Annotated in this window: 19 protein-coding genes; 10 read left to right on the top strand and 9 right to left on the bottom strand. The window is 63.9% G+C overall.

Going from position 1 to position 23,478, the window contains the following annotated elements; all coding sequences use genetic code 11:
• Nucleotides 1-237: 237 nt before the first annotated feature.
• Nucleotides 238-861: a paraquat-inducible protein A gene (locus ISP20_RS06055; protein ID WP_204635170.1), complete on the bottom strand. Its 624-nt coding sequence runs from the start codon at nt 859-861 to the stop codon at nt 238-240.
• Complete coding sequence (locus tag ISP20_RS06050) at nt 858-1,499, bottom strand: paraquat-inducible protein A (RefSeq protein WP_204635169.1); 642 nt, start codon at nt 1,497-1,499, stop codon at nt 858-860. Before ISP20_RS06050 ends, ISP20_RS06055 begins: the two co-directional genes overlap by 4 nt.
• Before the next feature lie 131 nt (nt 1,500-1,630).
• Between ISP20_RS06050 and trxA the strand changes: the two genes are divergently transcribed.
• Nucleotides 1,631-2,491 (top strand): thioredoxin, encoded by an 861-nt coding sequence (gene trxA, locus ISP20_RS06045; RefSeq protein WP_204635168.1) that lies wholly within the window; start codon nt 1,631-1,633, stop codon nt 2,489-2,491.
• An 87-nt stretch (nt 2,492-2,578) separates the two neighbouring features.
• Here the strand turns inward: trxA and ISP20_RS06040 are convergent, their stop codons facing one another.
• The 4 genes from ISP20_RS06040 to acnD form a co-directional block, all read right to left on the bottom strand.
• Entirely contained in the window at nt 2,579-4,570 is a 1,992-nt protein-coding gene (locus ISP20_RS06040; protein WP_204635167.1) for an alpha/beta hydrolase family protein, read from the bottom strand.
• 142 nt (nt 4,571-4,712) lie between these two features.
• A complete protein-coding gene (gene prpF, locus ISP20_RS06035; protein WP_204635166.1) occupies nt 4,713-5,903 on the bottom strand; it encodes a 2-methylaconitate cis-trans isomerase PrpF in 1,191 nt (396 codons plus the stop codon).
• Nucleotides 5,904-6,003: 100 nt separating this feature from the next.
• Complete coding sequence (locus ISP20_RS06030; protein WP_239535388.1) at nt 6,004-6,306, bottom strand: endonuclease domain-containing protein; 303 nt, start codon at nt 6,304-6,306, stop codon at nt 6,004-6,006.
• 54 nt (nt 6,307-6,360) lie between these two features.
• On the bottom strand, nt 6,361-8,955 hold the full coding sequence (gene acnD, locus ISP20_RS06025; RefSeq protein ID WP_204635165.1) for a Fe/S-dependent 2-methylisocitrate dehydratase AcnD: 2,595 nt from the start codon (nt 8,953-8,955) through the stop codon (nt 6,361-6,363).
• Between the two features lie 228 nt (nt 8,956-9,183).
• Here acnD and ISP20_RS06020 point away from each other — a divergent pair, with 228 nt between their 5' ends.
• Together ISP20_RS06020 and ISP20_RS06015 are read left to right on the top strand one after the other, a co-directional pair.
• Nucleotides 9,184-9,690 carry a DUF4442 domain-containing protein gene (locus tag ISP20_RS06020; RefSeq protein WP_204635164.1) on the top strand — a complete coding sequence of 169 codons (507 nt, stop codon included), beginning with the start codon at nt 9,184-9,186 and terminating at the stop codon, nt 9,688-9,690.
• 42 nt (nt 9,691-9,732) lie between these two features.
• Nucleotides 9,733-10,407, top strand: coding sequence for a DUF502 domain-containing protein (locus ISP20_RS06015; RefSeq protein WP_204635163.1), 675 nt, complete (start codon nt 9,733-9,735; stop codon nt 10,405-10,407).
• A 101-nt stretch (nt 10,408-10,508) separates the two neighbouring features.
• Here ISP20_RS06015 and ISP20_RS06010 read toward each other — a convergent pair whose 3' ends face one another.
• Together ISP20_RS06010 and ISP20_RS06005 are read right to left on the bottom strand one after the other, a co-directional pair.
• Nucleotides 10,509-12,122 (bottom strand): multicopper oxidase family protein, encoded by a 1,614-nt coding sequence (locus ISP20_RS06010; protein WP_239535386.1) that lies wholly within the window; start codon nt 12,120-12,122, stop codon nt 10,509-10,511.
• A 76-nt stretch (nt 12,123-12,198) separates the two neighbouring features.
• Nucleotides 12,199-13,905, bottom strand: a complete 1,707-nt coding sequence (locus ISP20_RS06005) for a phospholipase C (RefSeq protein ID WP_204635162.1) — start codon at nt 13,903-13,905, stop codon at nt 12,199-12,201.
• A gap of 760 nt (nt 13,906-14,665) precedes the next feature.
• On the opposite strand from ISP20_RS06005, the gene ISP20_RS06000 reads away from it, so the two are divergent.
• Nucleotides 14,666-16,792, top strand: a complete 2,127-nt coding sequence (locus tag ISP20_RS06000) for a M13 family metallopeptidase (protein ID WP_204635161.1) — start codon at nt 14,666-14,668, stop codon at nt 16,790-16,792.
• Nucleotides 16,793-16,987: 195 nt separating this feature from the next.
• Here the strand turns inward: ISP20_RS06000 and panE are convergent, their stop codons facing one another.
• Complete coding sequence (gene panE / locus ISP20_RS05995) at nt 16,988-17,917, bottom strand: 2-dehydropantoate 2-reductase (RefSeq protein WP_204635160.1); 930 nt, start codon at nt 17,915-17,917, stop codon at nt 16,988-16,990.
• A gap of 107 nt (nt 17,918-18,024) precedes the next feature.
• Here panE and ISP20_RS05990 point away from each other — a divergent pair, with 107 nt between their 5' ends.
• The 6 genes from ISP20_RS05990 to ISP20_RS05965 all read left to right on the top strand — a co-directional run bounded on the left by ISP20_RS05990 (nt 18,025) and on the right by ISP20_RS05965 (nt 23,471).
• A complete protein-coding gene (locus tag ISP20_RS05990; RefSeq protein WP_204635159.1) occupies nt 18,025-18,201 on the top strand; it encodes a hypothetical protein in 177 nt (58 codons plus the stop codon).
• Between the two features lie 37 nt (nt 18,202-18,238).
• Complete coding sequence (locus ISP20_RS05985; RefSeq protein ID WP_204635158.1) at nt 18,239-20,563, top strand: catecholate siderophore receptor Fiu; 2,325 nt, start codon at nt 18,239-18,241, stop codon at nt 20,561-20,563.
• An 83-nt stretch (nt 20,564-20,646) separates the two neighbouring features.
• Nucleotides 20,647-21,324, top strand: coding sequence for a Fe2+-dependent dioxygenase (locus tag ISP20_RS05980; protein ID WP_204635157.1), 678 nt, complete (start codon nt 20,647-20,649; stop codon nt 21,322-21,324).
• A gap of 268 nt (nt 21,325-21,592) precedes the next feature.
• Nucleotides 21,593-22,195: a GspH/FimT family pseudopilin gene (locus ISP20_RS05975; RefSeq protein WP_204635885.1), complete on the top strand. Its 603-nt coding sequence runs from the start codon at nt 21,593-21,595 to the stop codon at nt 22,193-22,195.
• The gene (gene pilV / locus ISP20_RS05970; RefSeq protein WP_204635156.1) at nt 22,192-22,725 is read left to right on the top strand and encodes a type IV pilus modification protein PilV; all 534 of its coding nucleotides are present in this window, start codon (nt 22,192-22,194) and stop codon (nt 22,723-22,725) included. The genes ISP20_RS05975 and pilV overlap by 4 nt, the downstream gene beginning before the upstream one ends.
• 5 nt (nt 22,726-22,730) lie before the next feature.
• Nucleotides 22,731-23,471, top strand: a complete 741-nt coding sequence (locus tag ISP20_RS05965) for a PilW family protein (protein ID WP_204635884.1) — start codon at nt 22,731-22,733, stop codon at nt 23,469-23,471.
• The last annotated feature ends 7 nt before the right edge of the window (nt 23,472-23,478 follow it).

Below are 23,478 nucleotides of genomic sequence, written 5' to 3'. Positions count from 1 at the left end.
CGCCGGAAGCTGTTTGCACGCAGGGCAAGAAAGAACGAGGGAGTGTATGTCGATACACGACCGGGTGATGACGCGGCCCTGTGGGCAAACAGACCCGGCCCGAAGGGTTGCGCTTGAGCGGTCGCCTGGCGGTGGCGCGCGGCTTGACCTGCCAGCCAGGCAGGCGCTGCGCCACGCGCCACCACCAGGCGACCGCTCAAGCGCAACGCGAAGTACTTGGCATATGAATACAGACTCTTAGTCATCGGAATCCCTGCCATCCCAGATCAATCGTGGATCGAACGTCATCGAGGCGATCATGGTAATCACCACGGTGAGCCCGAAGAACACCACACCAGGCAGGGGTTCCACCTGGCTGAAGAAGCCAAACTGCACCAGCGCGGTCAACAGCGCCACCACGAACACGTCCAGCATCGACCAGTAACCGATGAACTCCACCAGCCGGTACAACTTGCCCCGCTGGCGCTGCGCCCATTGGCTGCCGCGTTGCGAGCTGATCAGCAACAGGCCCAGCGCGAAGAACTTCAACACCGGCACCACGATGCTGGCCGTGAAGACGATAACGGCAAGATCGGGCGAACCCTTGACCCACAGCTCGATGATGCCGCTGAGGATGGTGTTGTCGTCCACGTCGCCCAGGCTCACCGTGCGCATGATGGGCAGGATGTTGGCGGGCAAGTAGAACATGAATGCGGCGATCAGCAAGGCCCAGGTGCGGGTATAGCTGCCCGACTTGCGCTTGTGCAGCGGCGAACCGCAACGCGGGCAGGCCGCATCCGGCGCCTTCACGTCGCGGCATACCATGCGGCAGACGTGACAACCGATCAGGCCCAGATCGCTGGCGCGAGGCAGTTCGCTCATGCCGGCGTTTCCTCGGTGAGATCCCAGAAGCGGCGCACGTCGATGCTGGAGAACGCCGTGATGATCAGCATCAGCACGCCGTAGGCGAAGATGCCCGGATTGGCCTGCACCTCGAAATACATGTGCGCCTTGACGATGGCCACCAGCGCGCCGAGCACGAACACCTCGCTCATCGTCCAGGGCCCCACCCGATAAAGCGTGACCATGATCCAGCGGAATCCCGGCGCACGGCGGCGCTGGCGCGCGTATGCCAAGATCCAGAACAGGAAACCCATCTTCACGATGGGCAGGAAGAACAAGGTGAGCGCGGCGATCACGGCCACCACCTGGGCATGCTCGCGCCACATGATCATGATGCAGCCCCACAGCGTGGCGCTGATTTGATGGCCGTTGAGGCCCAGCGTCACGATCGGCCAGATGTTGGCCTGCACGAAGGCGATCATCGCGGTGATGACCAGGACGAACATGCCGCGCACGCCGATGCTGTGGTGCCGGGCGAGCAAGGCGTCGCAGCGGACACAGCGTGCCACTTCGCCACGCGCCAGCTTGCGGCGGCGGTAGACCGTGTCGCAATGCTCGCAAATCCACAGCGTGGGGGGAGCGAGCGCCGGTTTGAGGCCTTGCGATGGCATGGTCATGGGGGGGATTTTCGCAAATATCCGTGTCGATAGGCGCAGGGAGCCGAACCCGGCGTTCACGCTGGGCCCGGCCACCTTGATATGCTGGCTGACGCCCTGATGTGAAGGGCATTCGTCTACGGGAGTTCCCAGTGAGTGCTACGACCGCCGATACGCACGTGTTCGACGTGCGCGAGGACAACTTCGAAGCCGAGGTACTGCAAGCCTCGCTGACCACGCCCATTCTGGTCGATTTCTGGGCGACCTGGTGCGAACCCTGCAAGACGCTGGGCCCGATGCTGGAGAAACTGGCCGGCGAGTTCAATGGCGCGTTCCGGCTGGCCAAGGTCGACGTGGACAAGTCGCAACAGCTCGCCGCCATGTTCGGCATCCGCAGCATTCCCACCGTGATGCTGGTGAAGGACGGCCAGATCGTCGATGGCTTCCAGGGCGCCCTGCCCCTAGGCCAGTTGCGCGAGTTCCTGCAACGCCATGTGCAGCCGCTCGATGGCGCCGCGGACGAGGTGGAAGCCGCGCCGGAGTCGCCGGAGGAAGCGATCAACCGCATCCAGCAAGCCATTGCGGCCGAGCCCGAGCGCGCGGAACTGAAACTCGACCTCGCCCTGGCCCTGATGCGCGCGGGCAATGCGGACGCCGCCGAGGCCGAGCTGAGTTCGCTGCCCGCCAACCTCGCCACCGATGCGCGTGCCGTACGCCTGCGCAGCCAGTTGGACCTGGCCCGCGCGCTGAAGGGCGCGCCGTCGCTGCAGGAGTTGCAGCAGCGTGTGCAGGCCGATGCCGGCGATTGGGCGGCACGCGATCTGCTCGGCGTGCGCCTGTTGCTGGAGGGCGATGCTTCGGCCGGCCTGGATCAATTCCTGGCCATCCTGGAAAAGGCCCGCGACTGGAACGAGGGCGGGGCGAAAAAGCGCCTGCTGGCCGCCTTCACCACGCTCGACGATGCGGAGCTGGTCGGACGTTATCGCCGTCGGATGGCGTCGTTGTTGTTCTGAGAATTTCGAGGCGGCGGGCCTGCCCGCCGCCTCGAACGACCTTGCACACAAAGCCCATTCCCTCACGGGAGTGGGCTTTGTGCTTTTTCAGGGCGCGCCGGCCACGGCAGCGTTGCCACCGATGTTGCGATCGAGGAACTGGGTGAGGCGCTCAAACAGTTCCACGTTGTTCTTCTCGTCGTAGAAACCGTGGGCTTCGCCAGCCTTGTACAGCCACTCGTGTGCAACGCCGCGGCTGTCGAGCGCCCGGTGCAGCGACTCGCCCTGCACGGGCGGCACACGCTGGTCCTGCCCGCCTACCACGAGCAGCACGCTGGCCTTGAGCTTGTCCAGCTGGTTGATCGGCGAGTGGGCGGCCAAGACCGCCGGATCGGTGCCCAGCGTGCTGCGCAGGAAGTTCCTGCCGGAGATGCGATCGGAGACGTCGCCGTCGGTGTACATCTTGGCCAGGTCGTAGACGCCCACGTAGCCGACGGCACAACGATAGAGATCCGGCTCCTTCACCGCGCCTTCCAGTGCCGCGTAGCCGCCATAGCTGGCGCCGAAGATGCAGATGTGTCCTGCCGTGGCGATGCGCTGATCGATGGCCCAATGGGTCGCATCGGTCACGTCGTCCTGCATGGTGCCGCCCCACTGCTGGTAGCCGGCATGCTCGAAGCCCTCGCCGTAACCACCCGAGCCGCGGAAGTTCACCTGCAACACCGCATAGCCGCGCGTGGCCATCACCTGCACGAGGGGGTCGTACTCCCAGTCGTCGCGGATGCCGAACGGACCGCCGTGCACCATCACCACCAGCGGCACGTGCTTGGCCTCTTCGCGACCCGGCGGCATGCTCAGGTAACCGTGGATGGTCATGCCGTCGCGCGCCTTGAATTCGATCGGCTGCTTGGAAGCCATCTGATTGGGCTTGATCCAGTCCGCGCGCTGCAGCAGTTGCTCGGCTTTTTCCGTGGCGGCATCCCACAGGTAGTAGGTGCCCGGATCCATGTCCGAGGAAGCCAGCGCCACCGCCTTGCTGCCGTCCTCCGTGCTGGAAACGATGCGCACGCTTTCGCCGGGCAGCGCCTTGCTGAGTGCGGCGATTGCCTTCATGGTGTCCGAGCCGGGGACGAACGCGGATGCCGAAGGCGTCCCGGGCATGGCGTACATACCCACGACATCACGCCCGTCCAGCGAGAGGATGAGCTGTTCGCCAACGGTCACGTCGTTCGTCCATACCGGCGCTTTCATGGTCTTGCTCGCCACGTCCCACGGACACAGCGCGCCTACGGCAGTAGTGCTGGGGCACGACATGTAGACCACGGTGTCATCGCGATTGAAGGTTTCCGGCCACGGCACGTCGCGCGTGGCCGAGCCCTGGAACAGCAACTGCCATGGCTGGCCCTCGCCTTCGCGGTAATACACCACCGGATAAGCGTGGCTATCCGAGCCCATGGCGAAACGGGCCACGCCATGGTTGTCGACCACGAACGAGGCGTTGCGCAGCGGTGCCGTGCCCACCGGCCGCTTGATGCCGCTGTTCACATCCATGATGAAGAGCTGCGTGTACGCACCATCGGCGCCGCTCTCCCACGAATTGGAGGCGATCATCACGTGATTGCGGTCGCCGTTGCGCAAGATGCTCACCAGCTCGCCGGAGGCACGCTCGGATTGCACCTTTTGGGTACGCGTGCTGCCCATGCTGGTGCCCGCGCGGTAACCGAACAACAGGCCTGAGCTTGAGCCATCCCCGTTCACGGCAAAGAGTTCGCCCGTCGCGAACGGCTGATCCCAGCCGCTCACCTGGGTGCCTTCGGTATAGAGCACGCGATGGTCGTTGACCCACCAGAAGTCCACCACCTGATTGCCTTCGCGCGGCTTCAGCATGGTGCCTTTGTGATTGACCAGATCGATCAGGGCGAGCATCGGCTTGCCCTTCACCACCGTGGTGGCGGCGAGGTAATGACCGTCGGCCGAGATCTTGACCTGGCTGTACTGCGCATGGCGCGCCAGGTCTTCGAACGACACCGTGGCGGCAAACAATTGAAACGACAGAAGACAAAGCACGCCGAAGGCGGCGCGCCGGATTCGCTTTTCCATGCAATCTCCCCTGAGGCGCGGCACCCCCGTGCCACCGCCGGACCGCAGTATAGGCATGTCACGGCGCAACCATAAACTCGGCATGCGCCGATTCTGGGGCAATTCAAAGACGCCCCGTCATGTGCGGGGCATCCTGATCAACTCAGAAGGAGCCGCCCGGCACTCGTACCCAGCCTTCCATCAGCACGCGCGCACTGCGGCTCATGATCGCCTTGGTGACGGCCCAGTTGCCGTCCACAAGCACCGCCTCGGCGCCGACGCGCAACGTGCCCGACGGGTGGCCGAAGCGCACCGCCTGACGTTCGCCGCCGCCCGCCGCCAGGTTCACCAGCGTGCCCGGAATCGCCGCGGCAGTGCCGATGGCCACGGCTGCCGTACCCATCATCGCGTGATGCAATTTGCCCATCGACATCGCGCGCACCAGCAAATCGATATCGCCCGCTGCCACCGCCTTGCCGCTCGATGCGACGTAATCAGCCGGCGGGGCGACGAAAGCGACCTTGGGCGTGTGCTGGCGCGTGACGATTTCATCGAGCGACTTGATCAGGCCCATGCGCAATGCGCCGTGCGCGCGGATGGTCTCGAACCTGGCTAGCGCTTTTGCATCGCCGTTGATGGCGTCCTGCAGCTCGGTGCCGGTGTAGCCGATCGCGGAAGCCTCGACGAAGATGGTGGGAATGCCGGCGTTGATCATGGTCGCCTTGAGCGTACCGACGCCCGGCACGTCCAGCTCGTCGACCAGCTTGCCGGTCGGGAACATCGCGCCACCGGCGCCCTCTTCCTCGGCCGCCGGATCCATGAATTCCAGCTGCACTTCGGCGGCGGGGAAGGTCACGCCGTCCAGCTCAAAATCGCCGGTTTCCTGCACGGTGCCGTCGGTCATCGGCACATGGGCGATGATGGTCTTGCCGATGTTCGCCTGCCAGATGCGCACGATGGCGATGCCGTCGCGCGGCACGCGTGCGGGATCGACCAGCCCGCCCGCAATGGCGAACGGCCCCACCGCTGCCGAGAGGTTGCCGCAGTTGCCGCTCCAGTCGACGAAGGCCTGGTCGATCGAGACCTGGCCGAACAGATAATCCACGTCGTGATCCGCGCGACTGCTCTTGGACACGATCACCGTCTTGCTGGTGCTGGACGTGGCGCCGCCCATGCCGTCGATCTGCTTGCCGTAGGGATCGGGACTGCCGATCACGCGCAACAGCAGCGCATCGCGCGCTGCGCCCGCTTGCTGCGCCGATTCCGGCAAATCGTCCAGCCGGAAGAACACACCCTTGCTGGTGCCGCCGCGCAGGTAGGTGGCGGGTATGCGGATCTGAGGTTTATGACTCATGGAAATCTCGTGTCGTTACATCGTCGCCACTCCCCTCTCCCCTTGCGGGAGAGGGGCTGGGGGAGAGGGGGTCGCTTTTGGCGAGTTCCTTCAAAATCGCCTAAAGCACTTCTTCGATATTCTGCAATATGTCGCTATTCCAGAAGCGCAACACCGTAAAGCCCTGGTTGCGCAACCAGGCATCGCGCACCGCGTCATCCGGGCTATCGTTGTGTTGCCCACCATCGGCCTCGATGACCAACCGGGCACCGAAATGCACGAAATCCACAATATAGAGCCCGATGGGTTGCTGCCGCCGGAACTTTTGATCGCCAAGCCGATGCGCACGCAGATGCCGCCATAGCAGTTGCTCCGCGTCGGTCATGTTCTTGCGCAAGGCTTTGGCGAATTGTCGTTGCTCCATAATCCTGCCCCTCTCCCAACCCTCTCCCGCGAGGGGAGAGGGCTAAAACAGTGCTCAGGCGGCCTGCGATGCTTCGAGGAAGTCCTGCGCGAAGCGCTGCAGCACGCCGCCCGCTTCGTAGATCGATACTTCTTCGGCGGTGTCCAGGCGGCAGGTCACCGGCACTTCGACGCGCTCGCCGTTCTTGCGATGGATCACCAGGGTGAGTTCCGCCCGCGGCGTGCGCTGGCCGACCACGTCGAAGGATTCGCTGCCGTCGATGCGCAGCGTCTTGCGATCCGTGCCGGGCTTGAACTCCAGCGGCAAGACGCCCATGCCGATCAGGTTGGTGCGGTGGATGCGTTCGAAGCCTTCGGCCGCGATCGCTTCCACGCCCGCCAGACGCACGCCCTTCGCGGCCCAGTCTCGCGACGAGCCCTGGCCGTAGTCGGCACCGGCGATGATGATCAGCGGCTGCTTGCGCTGCATATAGGTTTCGATCGCCTCCCACATGCGCATCACCTGGCCTTCCGGCTCCACACGGGCCAGCGAGCCCTTCTTCACTTCGCCATCGACGACTGCCATTTCATTGATCAGCGTGGGGTTGGCAAAGGTGGCGCGTTGCGCGGTGAGGTGATCGCCACGGTGGGTCGCGTACGAATTGAAGTCTTCTTCGGGCAGGCCCATCTTGGCGAGGTATTCGCCCGCCGCGCTGTCGAGCATGATCGCGTTGGACGGCGACAGGTGGTCGGTGGTGATGTTGTCGCCGAGCACCGCCAGCGGACGCATGCCGGTGAGCGTGCGCTCGCCCGCCAGGGCGCCTTCCCAATACGGCGGCCGGCGGATGTAGGTGCTCTGCGCGCGCCAGTCGTACAGCGGTGCGGCGCGGGTGCCGGCGCTGCCGCTGCGCGCGAACATCGGCTCGTAGACCTGGCGGAACTGTTCCGGCTTCACGCTGGAGGAAACGATGGCGTCGATCTCTTCGTCCGATGGCCAGATGTCCTTCAGCGTGACCGACTGGCCGTTCGCATCGATGCCGAGCACGTCCTTCTCGATGTCGAAGCGGATGGTGCCGGCAATGGCATACGCGACCACCAGCGGCGGCGAGGCGAGGAACGCCTGCTTCGCATACGGATGGATACGCCCGTCGAAATTGCGATTGCCGGAAAGCACCGCCGTGGCGTAAAGATCGCGCTCGATGATTTCCTGCTGGATGGTGGGATCGAGCGCGCCGGACATGCCGTTGCAGGTGGTGCAGGCAAACGCCACGATGCCGAAGCCGAGCTTCTCCAGGTCCGGCAGCAGGTTCGCTTCCTTCAGGTACAGCTCCACGGCCTTGGAACCGGGCGCCAGCGAACTCTTCACCCACGGCTTGCGCGTCAGGCCGCGCGCATTCGCGTTGCGCGCCAGCAGGGCGGCGGCAATCACGTTGCGCGGATTGCTGGTGTTGGTGCAGCTGGTGATGGCAGCGATGATCACGGCGCCATCGGGCATCTGGCCTGGCTGTTCGGTCCACTCGCCGGCGATGCCGCGCGCGGCGAGATCGGACGTCGGCAAGCGCTTGTGCGGGTTCGACGGGCCGGCCATGTTGCGCGTCACCGACGACAGATCGAACGTCAGCGTGCGCTCGTACTGCGCAGCGATGAGCGTGTCGGCCCAGAGGCCCGCGACCTTGGCATAGGTTTCCACCAGCTTGACCTGCTCGTCGCTGCGGCCGGTGAGGCGCAGGTAGTCGATGGTCTGACCGTCGATGAAGAACATCGCGGCGGTGGCACCGTATTCGGGTGCCATGTTCGAGATGGTCGCGCGATCGCCCAGCGTGAGGCTGGCCGCGCCTTCGCCGCGGAATTCGAGATACGCGCCGACCACCTTCTCCTTGCGAAGGAATTCAGTGAGCGCCAGCACGATATCGGTCGCGGTGATGCCAGGTTGACGCTTGCCGGTGAGCTCCACGCCGATGATGTCGGGCAGTCGCATCCACGAGGCGCGGCCGAGCATCACGTTTTCCGCTTCCAGGCCGCCCACGCCGATGGCGATCACGCCGAGCGCATCCACATGCGGCGTGTGGCTGTCGGTGCCCACACAGGTATCCGGATAGGCCACGCCATCCTGCACCTGGATCACCGGCGACATCTTTTCCAGATTGATCTGGTGCATGATGCCGTTGCCCGGCGGGATCACGTCGACGTTCTCGAACGCCTTCTTGGTCCAGTTGATGAAGTGGAAGCGATCTTCATTGCGGCGATCTTCGATCGCGCGGTTCCGGGCAAACGCATTCGGATCGAAACCGCCGCATTCCACCGCCAGCGAGTGATCGACGATCAACTGCACCGGCACCACCGGGTTCACCTTGGCCGGATCGCCACCGCGCTCGGCGATCGCATCGCGCAGGCCGGCCAGGTCCACCAGCGCGGTCTGGCCAAGAATGTCATGGCACACCACGCGCGCCGGGAACCACGGAAAATCGCGCTCGCGCTTGCGCTCGATGAGCTGCTTGAGCGACTCGGTGAGGATGGCCGGATCGCATCGGCGCACCAGATTCTCGGCCAGTACGCGCGAGGTGTACGGCAGCGCGCCGTAGGCGCCGGGCTGGATCGCCTCCACGGCGGCACGTGCATCGAAATAGTCCAGCGACGTGCCGGCCAGGGAGGTGCGGTAGGCGGTATTCATGCGGTGAGAACCCTTTGCTGCATTGTTCTGTGGCGTTATCCACACCGAGGCGCCGTCAAGCGTGCGCCGTCAACCGCTCATTCTAACGCAGGCGCCATGGCCGACCCAGGCGCAGCAGCGCGCGCTTTCCGGGGCCGTTCCAGCGGCTAGCGCAAGGCTGGCAAACGCAACATACGCATCCGTATGTTTAGGAGGTATCCTAAGCCCCCCTCATCTGACCCGCCCGATATGCGCGCCTCCACCTTTCGCCACCTGATGAACCTGTGGCCGCCGTTCCTGTTCAACAGCATCCGCGTCCAATACGTGTCCGAAGACTGGACGGAACTGCGGGTGGTGCTGCGGCTGCGCCCCTGGAACCGCAATTACGTGCGCACCCAGTTCGGCGGCAATTTGTTCGCCATGACCGATCCGTTCTGGATGCTGTTGACCATGCATCGACTCGGCAACGATTACTTCGTGTGGGACAAGGCCGGCGCCATCGACTTCGTCTCGCCCGGGCGCGAGGACGTCTACGCGCACTTCAAGCTGGAAACATCCGTGCTCGACGAACTCCGCGCTGCGGCCGCCGGCGGCGACAAGGTGCTGCGTTGGTTCGAGGTGGATGTCACCACGCGCAGCGGCGAGGTGGTGGCCCGCGTGCGCAAGCAGTTGTACGTGCGGCTCAAGCCCAAGGCGCGCACCGAACCCGCCGGGCAGGCCGCGACAGCGGGCATCTCGCCAACGACGCGAAGCTAGTCCCGTGGGAGAATGCCGCGTCCCTTCCCCGGCATCGATTCCATGAAGCGTCTGCGCATCAAGCGTTACCTGTTCACCGGCCTGCTCACGTTCATTCCGCTGTGGGTGACCTGGGTGGTATTCAAGTTCGTGCTGAGCATGCTCGCCGGCATTGGCACGCCGCTGGCGTCGGCGTTGCTGGCCACGCTGTCGTCCGGCTCGCCGCTTGCGGGCGTGGTGCTCAACAACGCCTGGATCACCTTCGTGATTGCGCTGCTGCTGACCCTGGGCGTGCTGTACATCCTGGGCGCGCTCGCCAATCGCGTGATCGGCCAGCGCCTGATCGACGGCTTCGATGCGCTGCTCGCACGCATCCCACTGGTGCAGACGATCTATGGCGGCACCAAGAAACTGATGGCGGTGCTGCAGCAGAAACCTTCGGGCGTGCAGCGCGTGGTACTGGTCGACTTCCCGCGCAAGGGCATGAAGGTGGTGGGCTTCGTCACCCGCGTCATGACCGAAGAAGGCACCGGACGGGAAATGGCGGCCGTGTATATCCCCACCACGCCCAACCCGACGGGCGGTTACCTGGAAGTGGTGGCGGTAGACGAACTCACGCCAACCGACTGGACCATGGATCAGGCCATGGCTTTCATCATTTCCGGTGGCGCGGTGGCACCGGATACGTTGCCGGCTTCGCCGGTGGTTTCTCGCGAGCTTGCACGGGACAGCGAATAGATCTCATCGCTGAAACCACGTGTGAGGCTTGTCGCGCCCAAGGGCGCTCCCACAGTCTGCCTTGTATTTGTGGGAGCGCCCTTGGGCGCGACGGGCTGCCCTCAGGCCACCACCTCAAACGGCCGCATCATTTCGTTCGATGCATGCTCCAGCAGGTGGCAATGCCACACATAACGCCCGGTATAGCCCTCGAACGTGATGATGTAGCGCGTCACCATGCCCGGATAGACCTGCGCGGTGTCCTTCCAGCCGGCTTCGTGCGCTGGCGGCGGCTGCGCCGGACCCGTGTAACGCAAGGTCTTCGATTCGAGATATTCGTCCACGTCGAACGGCTGCCGGTCGAGGATCTGGAAGCGCACCAGATGCAGGTGGATCGGATGCGTATCCTCGGTGAGATTCACCAGGCTCCAGATTTCGGTGCTGCCGAGTTTCGGCTTCTCGCTCACCGGCTCGTGCCAATGCTTGCCATCCAGCAGCATCAGCATCGGCGTGGAGACGCAGTCGGCGTACTCATCGATGGTCAGCACGCGTGTAGTCGTGGCATGCGCCTCGGCGACTCGCGGCACCTCGCGCAACGTGGAAGGCACGCGGCTCGCGTCAGCGACCTTGCCCGATGCCACCTTGAACTGCATCAACGGCAGCGAGTCGTTCATCAGCTCAATGGCGCTGCCACCCATGGCGGCGAAATCGACGATCAAGTCGGCACGCTCGCCGGGTGCAAGGACCAGGCTGGTTTGTTGGACGGGGGCGGCGAGCAGGCCCTGATCGCTGCCAATCTGCACGAACGGGCGCAGGCCACGCAGGCTCAATCGGAAAAAGCGCCCATTGGCCGCATTCAATACGCGGAAACGATAGCGTTGCGCCTGCACATCGAGACGCGGCATCAGTGCACCGTTTACCAGCATGGCGTTGCCAAACACTTCCGGCACCCACGGCGCATCGCTGACGCCTGAGGTGGGGTAATGGAGCTGGCCGTGCTCAGTGAGCAGGCGATCGGTCAACACGAGCGGCAGCTCGAAGTCGCCATCGGGCAGACCCAGCGACAACTCGTGTTCGTCGCGCAACAGGTACATGCCGAACAGGCCGGCATAGAGATTCAACCGCTCGATGCCCATGGTGTGATCGTGATACCACAGCGTCGCGGCGTCCTGCCGATTGGGGTAAGCCTGCTTGCGCGACTGGCCGGGTACGAACCAGTCGGTGGGGTAGCCGTCATCCGCAGGAGGAACGCGTGCGCCGTGTACATGCACCACGCCACGCACTTCCGGCTGATCGGGTTCGGCCCCGCAAACGTGATGATCGATGGGCAGGAAGTGTTTGTGCGGAAGCTGGTTGCTCCATTCCACCTGCACCGCTTCGCCGCTGCGCGCCTCGATGGTGGGACCGGGCATGCTGTTGCCATACGTCCACAGACGCGTAGGAGCCAACTCGCGATGCAGCCGCTGCTCGCTCTCGCGCATGGCGATATGCAGCGTTTCGCCGGCTTTCGGACGCAGTACTTGCGGCCGCGGCAAGGGATCGACGAACGGCGTCAGGCGCGTGGGATCGAGCAAGCGCGGCACCGTCGCTTGATCGGCCACGGCGTGCTTGCAAAGGCCGCTGCCCTTGGCGGCGTGTTGCATGGCCATGTGCATGGGCGCGCCAAACACGCGCAACGCCCCCGTTCCGGCGATCAGGCCCATGCCCTGCAGAAAACGTCGGCGCGAGGGATGCAAGGTTCACCACCTCTGTTTGAAAAAAGCGAAACGCCCCGGACCGATGTCCGGGGCGCGCCATCTCATCGCGTCGATCTCAACCGTGCCCGTGCCCGTGCGTCAGACCGGACCACGGCCACGGCTTGGGCTGCTTCACCGGCTGGCCGGTCTGCTCATCCAGTATCAGTCGATGCTGTTCGACGAAAGGCTGGTAGAAGTCGAACATCGGCACCAGCGAACCGGCCACGCCGTCGAACGAACCACCGCCGAGGCGCTCGCTGCGCAGCCAGTTGTCCTCGATGAAGCGCGTCACGGACGACTGGTCGGTCAGCGTGTGATCGACATGGTTGCTGCGCGCCCACGGCGAGATCACCAGCAGCGGCAGGCGCGGACCGAAACCGCAACGCCCCTGCACCGGCTGGCCCTTGCTGTTGGTGCCCGGCAGCGTGTCGCGTGCCTTGCACAGGCCGGCGCCGTCGAGTGCATCGGAGCTGGTGCTCGACGCATTGATACGCGGCGCCGCCTGGTGGTCGTACCAGCCATCGGAGTCGTCATAGGCGATGACCACCGCCGTGTCGCGCCAGTCGGGCTGCTGCTGCAGGAAATTGATCACGTGCACGATGAACTGCTGCTCGTCCAGCGGATCGGAATAACCGGCGTGGCCATCCTGGTAACCCGGCGCCTTGAGGAAACTCACCGACGGGAAGTTGCCCGCCTGCACGGCCGCGTAGAAATCGTTGATGTCGTACTGGTGATTGCCTGCATCGCCCTGGTGACCGATGGTCTTGATCGAGGTGGGACGCGCATGCGTGGGGTTGGCCGTGCTCGGGTAATACTGGAACGGCTGATGATGCGGGATGTAGTCGCTCTCGTTGGCCTGCGTGACGGCCGAGGTGGTCTTGCGCACGCAGCCGGTGCTGCCGTTGGCATTGACGTGGGTGAGGTCGAAGCCGCCTTCGAAGAAGCCCCACGTCACGCCCGCCTTGTTGAGCAGGTCGCCCACGTTCTTGCCGCCGAACTGCACTTGATTGCCGGTAGGCGAGGAACACACGTCGCCGATCGGGTCGGCATCGCCGATCAGCGTGAGACCGCCCTGCCCGTCAGCCACTTCGTTGCCGGTGCCGTTGAGCGTCTGCGTCACGCCATTGGTCTGGCCGGACACCAGGTTGATGGCACCCGGCGTGGACGGGCCGAACGTCGTGCCGTAGCTGTTGTCGTTCAGGGCGAACCACTGGGCGTAGTTCCACAGCGCGGTGACGGTGTTGCCGTCGTAATAACCCATCACCTGGCCCGTGCCTTCCTCGTCCGGCGTAGCGCCCGGCAACGTTTCGCCGGTACCGGTGTACTTCGGGAACAGATCCATCGCGCCGCCATGGAAGGCCTTCTGTTCCGGACCGTAGGCATGATCCTGATCGGCCGTGGCGGCCTGCGCGCGCGACAGGCGGAACGGATTGATCGCACCGGTGCCGTTGTCGCTGTTGGCCTGATTCGGATTGTGCGTGAGCAGCCTGGCGTCGTAACCGTTCGCGCGCGGCGTGAACGGACGCGCATAGAACGTCGGCTCGCCCTTGCCGTTGGCCGCATACGGATAGGTGCCGAAGTAATGATCGTAGGACACGTTCTCCTGGAAGATCACCACCAGATGCTTGATCGGTGTAGACGTATGGACGTCTCCATGCCCATCGCCACCATGATGCAGGCTAGCCTGGTCGAGTGATTCGGCATAGACGGGAAGTTGAGCGAGAGATACTGCGGAAAAGCTCAGAACGCACGCGGCAATGCATACTGCGAGGTTGTTTCGCATGGAAGTCTCCCTACGGTCGCGGTGATGCGCTTCCCCTCAAGCGCTAATTCTCGCGACGATAGGTTCGCCAGGTGACAGGCGAGTAACAGAAGGCGTCGTATTTTCATGCGATTTGCGTGCTGTGATGGGCGCCGCGGAGCTGATGAACAAGCGCGCACCAAGCAACGCTCCCGCAAGCACCCGGCCCTCACCCCGGCCCTCTCCCCGGAGGGGAGAGGGAGAAGTGCGGTGCATCGCTTTAAGTCTTCAGCACCGCCTTACTCGCGATGTAGCCATACCGTCGATCAGGGAGATCGTGACGATCCGGGCTCCAAATCCTGCAGGCTCGTATATCGCAGTCGGTGTGAGCTTCTGAGGCCAAATCTTTGGGTTACTTTTCTTTTACTCCGGGCATCCTGCCCCCCGCCCTTCGGGCCGGCTGCGCCGTTCACTTGCGCTCCTGCGCATGCGCGGGCCCGCAAAGAAAAGTGACTCGAGCGTCCCAAAAAGGGGACTAGCTTTGCGTCGTAGGCGGCACCCTGGCGGGATCACAACAATCGCAGCGCATCGCACCTGGACCCCGGCTTACGCCGGAATGACGTCCAAGCCCCAGGCCAGGCCCCGGTTGCGCCCAAACCCCCTGACCTTTGACACTGTTTGGACCGTGACTTACGGCCTAGCCTCAAAAGTCACGCGTGTGATACGGGCCAAGGCCCAAGACTCGCGCGATCGCAGCCACCATCGGCCGTCCGCTCGGCCAACGAACCACAGAGGGAAATCCATGACCAAACCGTATATGAAGCCCATCGCGCTCGCCGTGAGCCTCGCCCTGTCGCTCAGCGCCTGCGGCAAGCATGAGGATGCCGACAAGGCCCCGGCCGCCAGCAGCACCGCGCCTGCCGCCGCCAGCACCGCTGCCATGGCAGCTGCCGCACCCAAGAGCGTGTTCGACATCGCCGACCTGGACACCAACATCCAGGCCTGCCAGGACTTCAACGGTTTCGTCAACAGCAAGTGGGTGGCCGCCAACCCGATCCCGAACGACCGCAGCCGTTGGGGCGCGTTCGACAAGCTGGCCGAGGACAGCCTCAACACCCAGCACCAGATCGTCGACGACGCCTCCAAGGGCGCCGCCAGCGCCCAGGCCGGCTCGATCGAGCAGAAGATCGGCTACCTGTACGCCTCGGGCATGGACGACGCCGCCATCGAAAAGGCCGGCTTCGACCCGATCAAGCCCAAGCTCGACGCCATCGCCGCGCTGAAGACCGGCAAGGACGTGGCCAACTATCTCACCCAGAACTTCACCACGGGTGACATGCAGGTGTTCCAGTTCGGCTCCGGCGCGGACTTCAAGGACGCCAAGATGCAGATCGGCTTCACCCAGCAGGCTGGCCTGGGGCTGCCGACCAAGGACTATTACACCGACGCGAAGTACAAAGACATCCGCGACGCCTACGTCGACCACATCGTCAAGATGCTGGAATTGACCGGCGTGGCCGAGGCCGATGCGAAGAAGCAGGCCGCCCAGGTGCTGGCGTTCGAAACGCAGCTGGCCGCCGCCTCGCTGGCGCCGGTAGAACTGCGCACCCCGGAGAACCAGTACCACTTCGTGACCCTGAAGGAAGCGGACAAGATCACCCCGCACTTCAACTGGGAAGACTTCTTCAAGGCCCAGGGCGTGACCGTCGACAAGGGCTTCTCGCTGTCGCAGCCGAAGTTCTTCGCCCAGTTCGACAAGATGCTGGCCAGCACGCCGGCCGACCAGTGGCAGGCCTACCTGCGCTTCCACACCATCGACGACGCCTCGCCGCTGCTCAGCAAGGCCTTCCAGGACGCCCGCTTCGACTTCTACGGCAAGACCCTGTCCGGCCAGCCGGAGCAGAAGCCGCGCTGGAAGCGCGTGCTCGGCGGCGTGAACGAGTCGATGGGCGAAGCCCTGGGCCAGCTGTACGTAGCCAAGGTATTCACGCCGGAAGCCAAGCAGCGTGCCGAAGAGCTGGTCACCAACGTGCGCAACGCGCTGAAGGCCCGCATCGAGAACCTCGACTGGATGAGCGCCGAGACCAAGGAAAAGGCCGTCGCCAAGTGGAACACCTTCCTGCCGAAGATCGGTTACCCGGACAAGTGGCGTGACTGGTCGGGCCTGGACATCAAGCAGGGCGACTACTACGGCAACGTGATGGCCGCCGCCAAGTTCAACTACCAGTACGACCTCAACAAGATCGGCAAGCCGACCGACCGCAAGGACTGGGGCATGACGCCGCAGACGGTCAACGCCTATTACAACCCGACCGACAACACCATCAACTTCCCGGCCGCGATCCTGCAGCCCCCGTTCTTCTATGCCAACGGCGACGACGCGATCAACTACGGCGGCATCGGTGCGGTGATCGGCCATGAAGCCAGCCACGGCTTCGACGACGAAGGCAGCCAGTTCGACGGCGAAGGCAACAACGCCAACTGGTGGACCAAGGAAGACAAGGACAAGTTCGAGGCCCGCACCGCCAAGCTCGTCGCGCAGTTCAACGACTACGCGCCGATCAAGGACAAGCCGGATGTGCACGTCAACGGCCAGCTGACCCTGGGCGAGAACATCGCCGACCTGGGCGGCCTGAACGTGGCGTACGACGCCTTGCAGGAAGCTCTGAAGAAGAACCCGCAGGAAGCCGCCGCGAAGATCGACGGTTACACCGAAGACCAGCGCTTCTTCCTGAACTGGGCTCGCGTGTGGCGCGGCAGCGTGCGTGAGAAGGAAGCCCTGCTCCGTCTCAACACCGATCCGCATGCACCGGCCTCGCTGCGCGCGATGGGCGCTCCGTCGAACATGGAAGCCTTCGCTACCGCTTACCAGTGCAAGCCGGGCGACACCATGGTGCGTTCGGGCGAGAAGCAGGTGAAGATCTGGTAAGCCTTCACCGCTGACGCTTCGGCATCGGCAACAAGAAAGGGCGCTGCTTCGTGCAGCGCCCTTTTTCTTTTGGACGTCCATTTCAACATCCGAAAGCACTTGTGGGAGCGCACCCTGTGCGCGACGGCCACGGCGATATCGCAGCATGCGGGTGTCGCGCACAGGGTGCGCTCCCACAGGAGCCTCGCCGAGGACCTAGCTGCCGCGCGAGCGCCGCACCTCATACGCCTTCAGGTGCGCATACGCGGTACGCAGCATCCCCAGTTCGCCCGCCGACGCACCCGAGCGTTCCAGCAAATCGCCCACCACGTGATTGGCTTCGATCGGACCGCCCTGCTCCAGGTCGCGCATCATCGACGCGCTCAGCGCCGAACCCTTTTCCGTAAGCACGCCACGCGCACGGGCCAGGACAGCCTCGCCGGGCTCATGCCCGTTATGCGCCGCAACGCGGCGGCAATCGTCGAGCAATTGCAGCGTGGCCTGCTCACCACCGGGTGCCGCCACGATGTCGCCCACCGGCGCGCGCATCAGGCAGGTGATGCCGGCGAGCGAGGCGAGGAACACCCATTTGTCCCACATGTCCTGCAGGATGGTGGTGCTCAGGCGCGGCTCGAATTTCGCCTTGGACATCGATTCGAGCACGCGTTCGGCGCGCTCCGAACGTGACCCATCGCGCTCGCCGAAGGTCACGCTGTGCGACTGGTTGAGATGGCGCACGTTGCCTTGGGCATCGAGCGTCGCCGCGATCACGCATTGGCCACCGAGCACGCGCGCCGCGCCAAAGCGCGCATCCAGCAGATCAAGATGGCGCATGCCGTTGAGCACCGGGAGGATCGCCGTGTGCGGTCCCACCGCGGGCGCCATGTCCTCGATCACCTGTGGCAGGTGATAGGCCTTGCAGCTCAGCAGGATCAAGTCGAACGCCTCTCGCAGCTCGCCGGCCTGCACCGTCGGGGGATGCGGCAGCGTGGCATCGCCAAAACTGCTGCGAATGACCAGGCCGTGCTCGGCCAGTTGGGCGGCGCGCCGCTCGCGCACCAGAAAGCTCACGTCCTGCCCGCTCTCCAATAGGCGTCCGCCGAAATATCCGCCCGTGGCGCCCGCACCAATCACCAGAATCCGCATCGTTCGACTCTCCTCAGAACAGGCTGGAGAGGGTACGCCAAGCGGCTGCACCCGGCCCTTTCGGTGTTCGGCGACCCGTTCCTCGAGTCTCAGGATCTTGCAACCAATTGCAACTCATTCTCATTACCAATAACATTTACGAAATGTCTGCCGGCGGGTTCTTGCAGGTGAAGGACCACCCGATCGAGCAACAAACGCATCCCCACCCTGGTTTTTTCAGGATTCATGCCGCAATCGACGCCCGCCGCCGCCACTCGTCGACTGCCCTGGTCAGCCCCGGCTGACCGGTCAACTTGCTGATTTCTCTTAGACGAGTCCCCCATGGCCCATATCACGAGCCGCAAGCACCCCATCACCCGCAACGCCTTGAGCGTCGCCACGGCGACCCTCATGACCGGCCTGGCCATGGCGCAGCCGGCACTGGCCGCCAATGCGCCGGCCGACAGCGCCACCACCAATCCCGCCGCCACGACGAAGAACCTGCCCGGCGTGTCCGTGGAAGCCTCGGCCGTGAGCGACTACAAGATCGACAACCTGCAGTCGTCCAAGTACACCCAGCCGATCCTGGATACCACCCAGACCATCAACGTGATCAGCAAGGACCTGTTCCTGCAGCAGGGCGCCACCACGCTGACCGAAGCGCTGCGCAACAGCCCGGGCGTGGGCACCTTCTACGTCGGCGAGAACGGCACCACCTCCACCGGTGATGCGATCTACATGCGTGGCTTCGATACCTCGGGCAGCATCTTCGTCGACGGCGTGCGCGACCTGGGCACCATTTCGCGCGACGTGTTCAACACCGAGTCGGTGGAAGTGATCAAGGGTCCGGCCAGCACCGACAACGGCCGCACCGCGCCCACCGGCGCCGTGAACATGGTGAGCAAGCAGCCGGAACTGGGCAACGGCGTAAGCGCCTCGCTCTCCTACGGCAGCGCCGACCAGCGCCGCGTCACCGCCGACTGGAACCAGGTGGTGAGCAACACCAGCGCCTTCCGCCTCAACGTGATGGGCCAGGATTTCGGGGTGCCCGGTCGCGACAAGGTGGAGAACAACCGCTGGGGCGTCGCGCCGGAATTCGCCTTCGGCCTGGGCACCGCCACCCGCGTCTACATCGACTACCTGCACATCAAGCAGAACAACGTACCGGACGGCGGCGTGCCGACCATCGGCCTGCCCGGCTATAGCAGCCCCGATCCGAAGCGCCCGTTCCTGGCCGATGCGCCGGAGGTGGATTCGTCCAACTTCTACGGCACCACGGCCGATCATGACCATGTCACCGCCGACATGTTCACCGTGCGCCTCGAACACGACTTCAACGAGCAGATGGCGTTCCACAACACGCTGCGCTGGGGCCGCACGTTCGAGGACTACCTGCTCACCTCGTTCATGGGTAGCGCCGCCAACCTGCTGACGCCGAACCCGAACGATCCGTCGACCTGGACCATCGCGCGCAGCAACCCGACCTTCAAGCACCAGTCCAACCGCATCCTCACCGACCAGGCCAACCTCACCTGGAACTTCGAGACCGGCGCGATCACGCACAACCTCAGCACCGGCATCGAGCTGACGCAGGAAAAAGCCACCACCATCGGCTACGTCGCGATGAATGGCACGACCTGGCCGGCGGCCAACCTGTACGACCCGAACTGGGATGTGAAGGGCCTGGTCTACGGCCAGAACGGCGCTTATACGGACGGCCAGACGGATACCGCCTCCGCCTATGTGTTCGACACGCTGAAGTTCGGCGAGCACTGGCAGGTGAACGCCGGCACGCGCATGGATCACTACACCACCGATTACTCCAGCACCGTGGCGTGCGGCGCCAGGAACGGCCCGGTCTGCGGCACGCTGCCCACCGGCACCGTCGTGCAGGGTCTCACCACCACCACCGGCGACAACCTGTGGAACTGGAAGCTCGGTGTGCTGTACAAGCCGGTCCCGTACGGCTCGTTCTACGTCAACTACGCGGTGTCGGCCGAACCGCCGGGCGGCAACACGCTTACGCTGTCCAGCTCGACCAACAGCCTGGACAATCCGAACCTCGAGCCGGAACGTGCACGCACTTATGAAATCGGCACCAAGTGGGAGCTGCTCGACCAGCGCATCCTGCTGACTGGCGCGCTCTACCAGACCACGGTGAGCAACGATCTCGTGCAGGATCCGGTCACCCTGCTCTACTACCAGATCGGCAAGAAACGCGTGCAGGGCGTGGAGTTGAGCGCGGTCGGCAAGATCACCGAAAACTGGGCCGTCAGCGCCGGCTTCACCACCATGAATGCCAGCGTGTTGAGCGGCAGCGCGGTGGCGCAGGACGGTTCCTCCGACCTCGCCTATACGCCGAAGAAGGCCTTCACCAGCTGGACCAGCTACCAGCTGCCGTTTGGCCTGACCATCGGCGGCGGCGCCCGCTACAACGGCGAGATGCTGCGCGGCACCGATGGCGCCATCGGCACGCCGGCGTACACCGAGGCGTACTGGGTGTTCGATGCAATGGCCTCGTACCCGGTCAGCAAGAACTTCGACCTGCGCCTCAACGTGTACAACCTGTTCGACAAGGACTATGTCGCGGCGATCAACAAGAGCGGCTACCGTTACACCCCAGGTACCCCGCGCTCGGCGATGATCACGGCGAACGTCCGATTCTGATGAAGCATTGCTGATCGAGCGCAACGTCGCCGTTCCGATGGCAGTCGGCACGGCGACGCCACACTCCCACGTCGAGGCACGACATGCTGCTGCATATTCCGGACATCCTCGACCCGACCCAGGTGCGTGCCATCCGGCAGGCACTCGATCAGGCCACGTGGACCGACGGGCGCGAGACCGTCGGTCCCCAAGGCGCCAAGGTCAAACGCAACCTGCAGTTGCCCGACGCCTCGCCGCTGCGCGCCGAACTGGGCCGCATCGTGCTCGATGCACTGGCCAAGCATCCGCTCTATCACGCTGCCACGTTGCCGCTGCGCACGCTGGCCCCGCGCTTCAACCGCTATGAAGGCGGCGGACACTACGGCTTCCATGTCGACGGCGCCGTGATGTCCATGCCGCATGGCGAACAGCTGCGCAGCGACATCTCCTGCACGCTGTTCCTCGCCGAACCGGAGGAATACGACGGCGGCGAACTGATCATCAGCGACACCTACGGCGAGCACGACGTGAAGCTCCCCGCCGGCGACGCCATCATCTATCCCTCCAGCAGCCTGCACCGCGTAGTGCCAGTCACGCGCGGCGCCCGCATCGCCTCGTTCTTCTGGGTGCAAAGCCTGGTCCGCGACGACAGCCAACGCCGTTTGTTGTTCGAACTCGATGCTTCCATCCAGACGCTCACGCAAACGCAGGCCGATCCGCAGGCACTGCTGCAGTTGACGGGCGTGTATCACAACCTGCTCAGGCAGTGGGCGGAGAGCTGAGCAGGCGCTGATGCCTGTCGCCGCAAGAACTTTCGATTCATTCTTTGAACTCAATCACTTAGCGGCGATGGAAGGCGTCAAATAGCCGACGAGCGGCCGTTTGATTGAGATAGCTCCTACCTCAGAATATTCATGCGCCTACCGTTCGCCGGGATGTCCGCAGGTAATGAACCTGCACAGACCTGCTTGCGAGGCCAAGGGGAAGTAAGGGGCGCTGGGTATCACCCGGCGAAACATCATCAGTACGACACGCCCAACGGGGGACACGATGCGAACGCATCGCGAGCCGGCTGCCGGATACACACTCGTCGAGTTGGCGGTAGTGATCGCCATCATCGCGATCTTTCTTGCCTATGCCATTCCGTCCTACAAGGCCACCTTGGTCCAGAACAGGATCGGCAGCGAGATCAACGATATCAACACCGACCTGCAGATGGCTCGCTCAGCGGCCATCAAACAGGGCGTACCGGTGGTGATCTGCCCATCGACGAATGTCACGGCCACGACACCGACCTGCAGTGGCGCAGCCAATTGGGAAACCGGCTGGATCATCTTTACCGACATCGCCAACAACCAGACGTTTGCCACTGCGTCGGGCGATACGCTGATTCGCGTGCATGCAGGGCTGCAGGCAGGCGACACGGTATCGGGAACGGTTGGCACGGCGGAAACGGGGCCCTTTGGCGGCAGTCTGAACTTCCTCGGATTCAACCGCATGGGTGGTGCGTCCATTGGCACCAATTCCAAATTCGGCGCGCTGAGCGTGCACGACTCGGGCAACACGCTGGCTTACCGCCGTTGCGTGGTGCTTTCCAACGTAGGCATGACCTATCTCAAGTCCCAATTGCTCAACGCGGGAGTGTGCCCATGAAGCACTCGTTCTCTTCCCACACTCGCGGCTTCAGCCTGCTTGAAGTGCTGATTGCTGTGGTGGTTATTTCGCTTGGCGCGCTGGGCATTGCTGCCATGCAGGCGACAGCAATTTCGGGCACGCATTCTTCGCAGCAAGAATCGGTTATTGCGCTGGAAGCGCGCAGCATGTCCGATGCGATGATTGCCAATTCGGGCTATTGGGGTGCCGGCAACGCACCCGCCACGCTTGCCGTGTCTAGTTCCACCGCGCTGAGCGATGGCACTCTGCAAGGCTTCAGCAACGACTGCTCAGCCACTACTTGCAGCGCCCCTCAACTGGCCAGCTACGACCTCAAGCGATGGGCTGCCGATCTGCAGGGGCAGGTTCCAGGCGCGCAAGGAGCGATCACCTGCCAGGCCGGCGCCCCGGTCATTTGCACGGTGCAAATCAGTTGGAAACCCAACGCCACCATCGCAATCAACGGGGGCACGCAAGGCGCGCCCGCCAGTGCCTCGACGGTGTCGTACTCCCTCACCAACCAGTTGTGATCGCCATGCATAAGCCCACCTACCAACGCGGCATGAGTCTAATTTCGCTGATGGTGGCGCTCGCCATCGGTGTGTTCCTGTTGGCCGGTCTGTTCCAGATCTGGTACCAGACGCGCATGACTTTCAGCGCGCAAGGCCAGCTGGCGCAGCTGGAAGACAACCAGCGCATGGTTCTGACCACGATGGCGAATACGGTACAGACCGGCGGCTATTTTCCGGTGTACCTCAACTATCCCGCGCATGCAGGCACCACTTATTCGGCGGATCTGCTACCGCAGTCGGGCAGCATCAAGCAGGCCCAGTACATCTACGGCACGCACGACACGGGCACCGGCGCCGACACGCTGACGGTGCGCTATATCGCCGACAAGACCTCGGCCGATAGCACCACGCTCGATTGCCAGGGCCAGAGCCAGGGTACCGGCACGGTAGTGACCAATACGTACCGGATTGACACCACCACCAATTTTCTGAGCTGCTCCACCGATGGCACGACCTTTCTGCCGATCGCGCAGGGCACGGTCAACGCGATGAAAGTCTGGTACGGGGTCGACACGCTCAACGATGGCACGGCTCTGCAGTACCTGACCGCCGACATCGTACAGAACGACGGCTTCTGGGATCGCGTGCGCTCGGTGAAGATCCAGTTGACCTTCAACAACCCGTTGGCCGTGCAGCCCAATGCGATCAATCAGCCGGCCACGCTGCCGCCGATCACTCGCGTCATCGCCATTACTCATTCCTGATCTCAAA

The sequence above is a fragment of the Dyella kyungheensis genome (assembly GCF_016905005.1).
GTDB lineage: Bacteria > Pseudomonadota > Gammaproteobacteria > Xanthomonadales > Rhodanobacteraceae > Dyella > Dyella kyungheensis.
Note: the sequence above shows the minus strand (reverse complement) of the source record. Positions and strands in the feature narration are given on the sequence as shown.

Coding starts and splice junctions, on each gene's coding strand:
- ISP20_RS06015 (WP_204635163.1), top strand. CDS start 9,733: ATGAAGCGTCTGCGCATCAAGCGTTACCTGTTCACCGGCCTGCTCACG.
- ISP20_RS06050 (WP_204635169.1), bottom strand. CDS start 1,499: ATGACCATGCCATCGCAAGGCCTCAAACCGGCGCTCGCTCCCCCCACG.
- ISP20_RS06005 (WP_204635162.1), bottom strand. CDS start 13,905: ATGCGAAACAACCTCGCAGTATGCATTGCCGCGTGCGTTCTGAGCTTT.
- ISP20_RS05985 (WP_204635158.1), top strand. CDS start 18,239: ATGGCCCATATCACGAGCCGCAAGCACCCCATCACCCGCAACGCCTTG.
- prpF (WP_204635166.1), bottom strand. CDS start 5,903: ATGAGTCATAAACCTCAGATCCGCATACCCGCCACCTACCTGCGCGGC.
- panE (WP_204635160.1), bottom strand. CDS start 17,917: ATGCGGATTCTGGTGATTGGTGCGGGCGCCACGGGCGGATATTTCGGC.
- ISP20_RS06030 (WP_239535388.1), bottom strand. CDS start 6,306: ATGGAGCAACGACAATTCGCCAAAGCCTTGCGCAAGAACATGACCGAC.
- pilV (WP_204635156.1), top strand. CDS start 22,192: ATGAAGCACTCGTTCTCTTCCCACACTCGCGGCTTCAGCCTGCTTGAA.
- ISP20_RS05975 (WP_204635885.1), top strand. CDS start 21,593: ATGCGAACGCATCGCGAGCCGGCTGCCGGATACACACTCGTCGAGTTG.
- acnD (WP_204635165.1), bottom strand. CDS start 8,955: ATGAATACCGCCTACCGCACCTCCCTGGCCGGCACGTCGCTGGACTAT.
- ISP20_RS05965 (WP_204635884.1), top strand. CDS start 22,731: ATGCATAAGCCCACCTACCAACGCGGCATGAGTCTAATTTCGCTGATG.
- ISP20_RS06055 (WP_204635170.1), bottom strand. CDS start 861: ATGAGCGAACTGCCTCGCGCCAGCGATCTGGGCCTGATCGGTTGTCAC.
- ISP20_RS06000 (WP_204635161.1), top strand. CDS start 14,666: ATGACCAAACCGTATATGAAGCCCATCGCGCTCGCCGTGAGCCTCGCC.
- ISP20_RS05980 (WP_204635157.1), top strand. CDS start 20,647: ATGCTGCTGCATATTCCGGACATCCTCGACCCGACCCAGGTGCGTGCC.
- ISP20_RS06040 (WP_204635167.1), bottom strand. CDS start 4,570: ATGGAAAAGCGAATCCGGCGCGCCGCCTTCGGCGTGCTTTGTCTTCTG.
- ISP20_RS06020 (WP_204635164.1), top strand. CDS start 9,184: ATGCGCGCCTCCACCTTTCGCCACCTGATGAACCTGTGGCCGCCGTTC.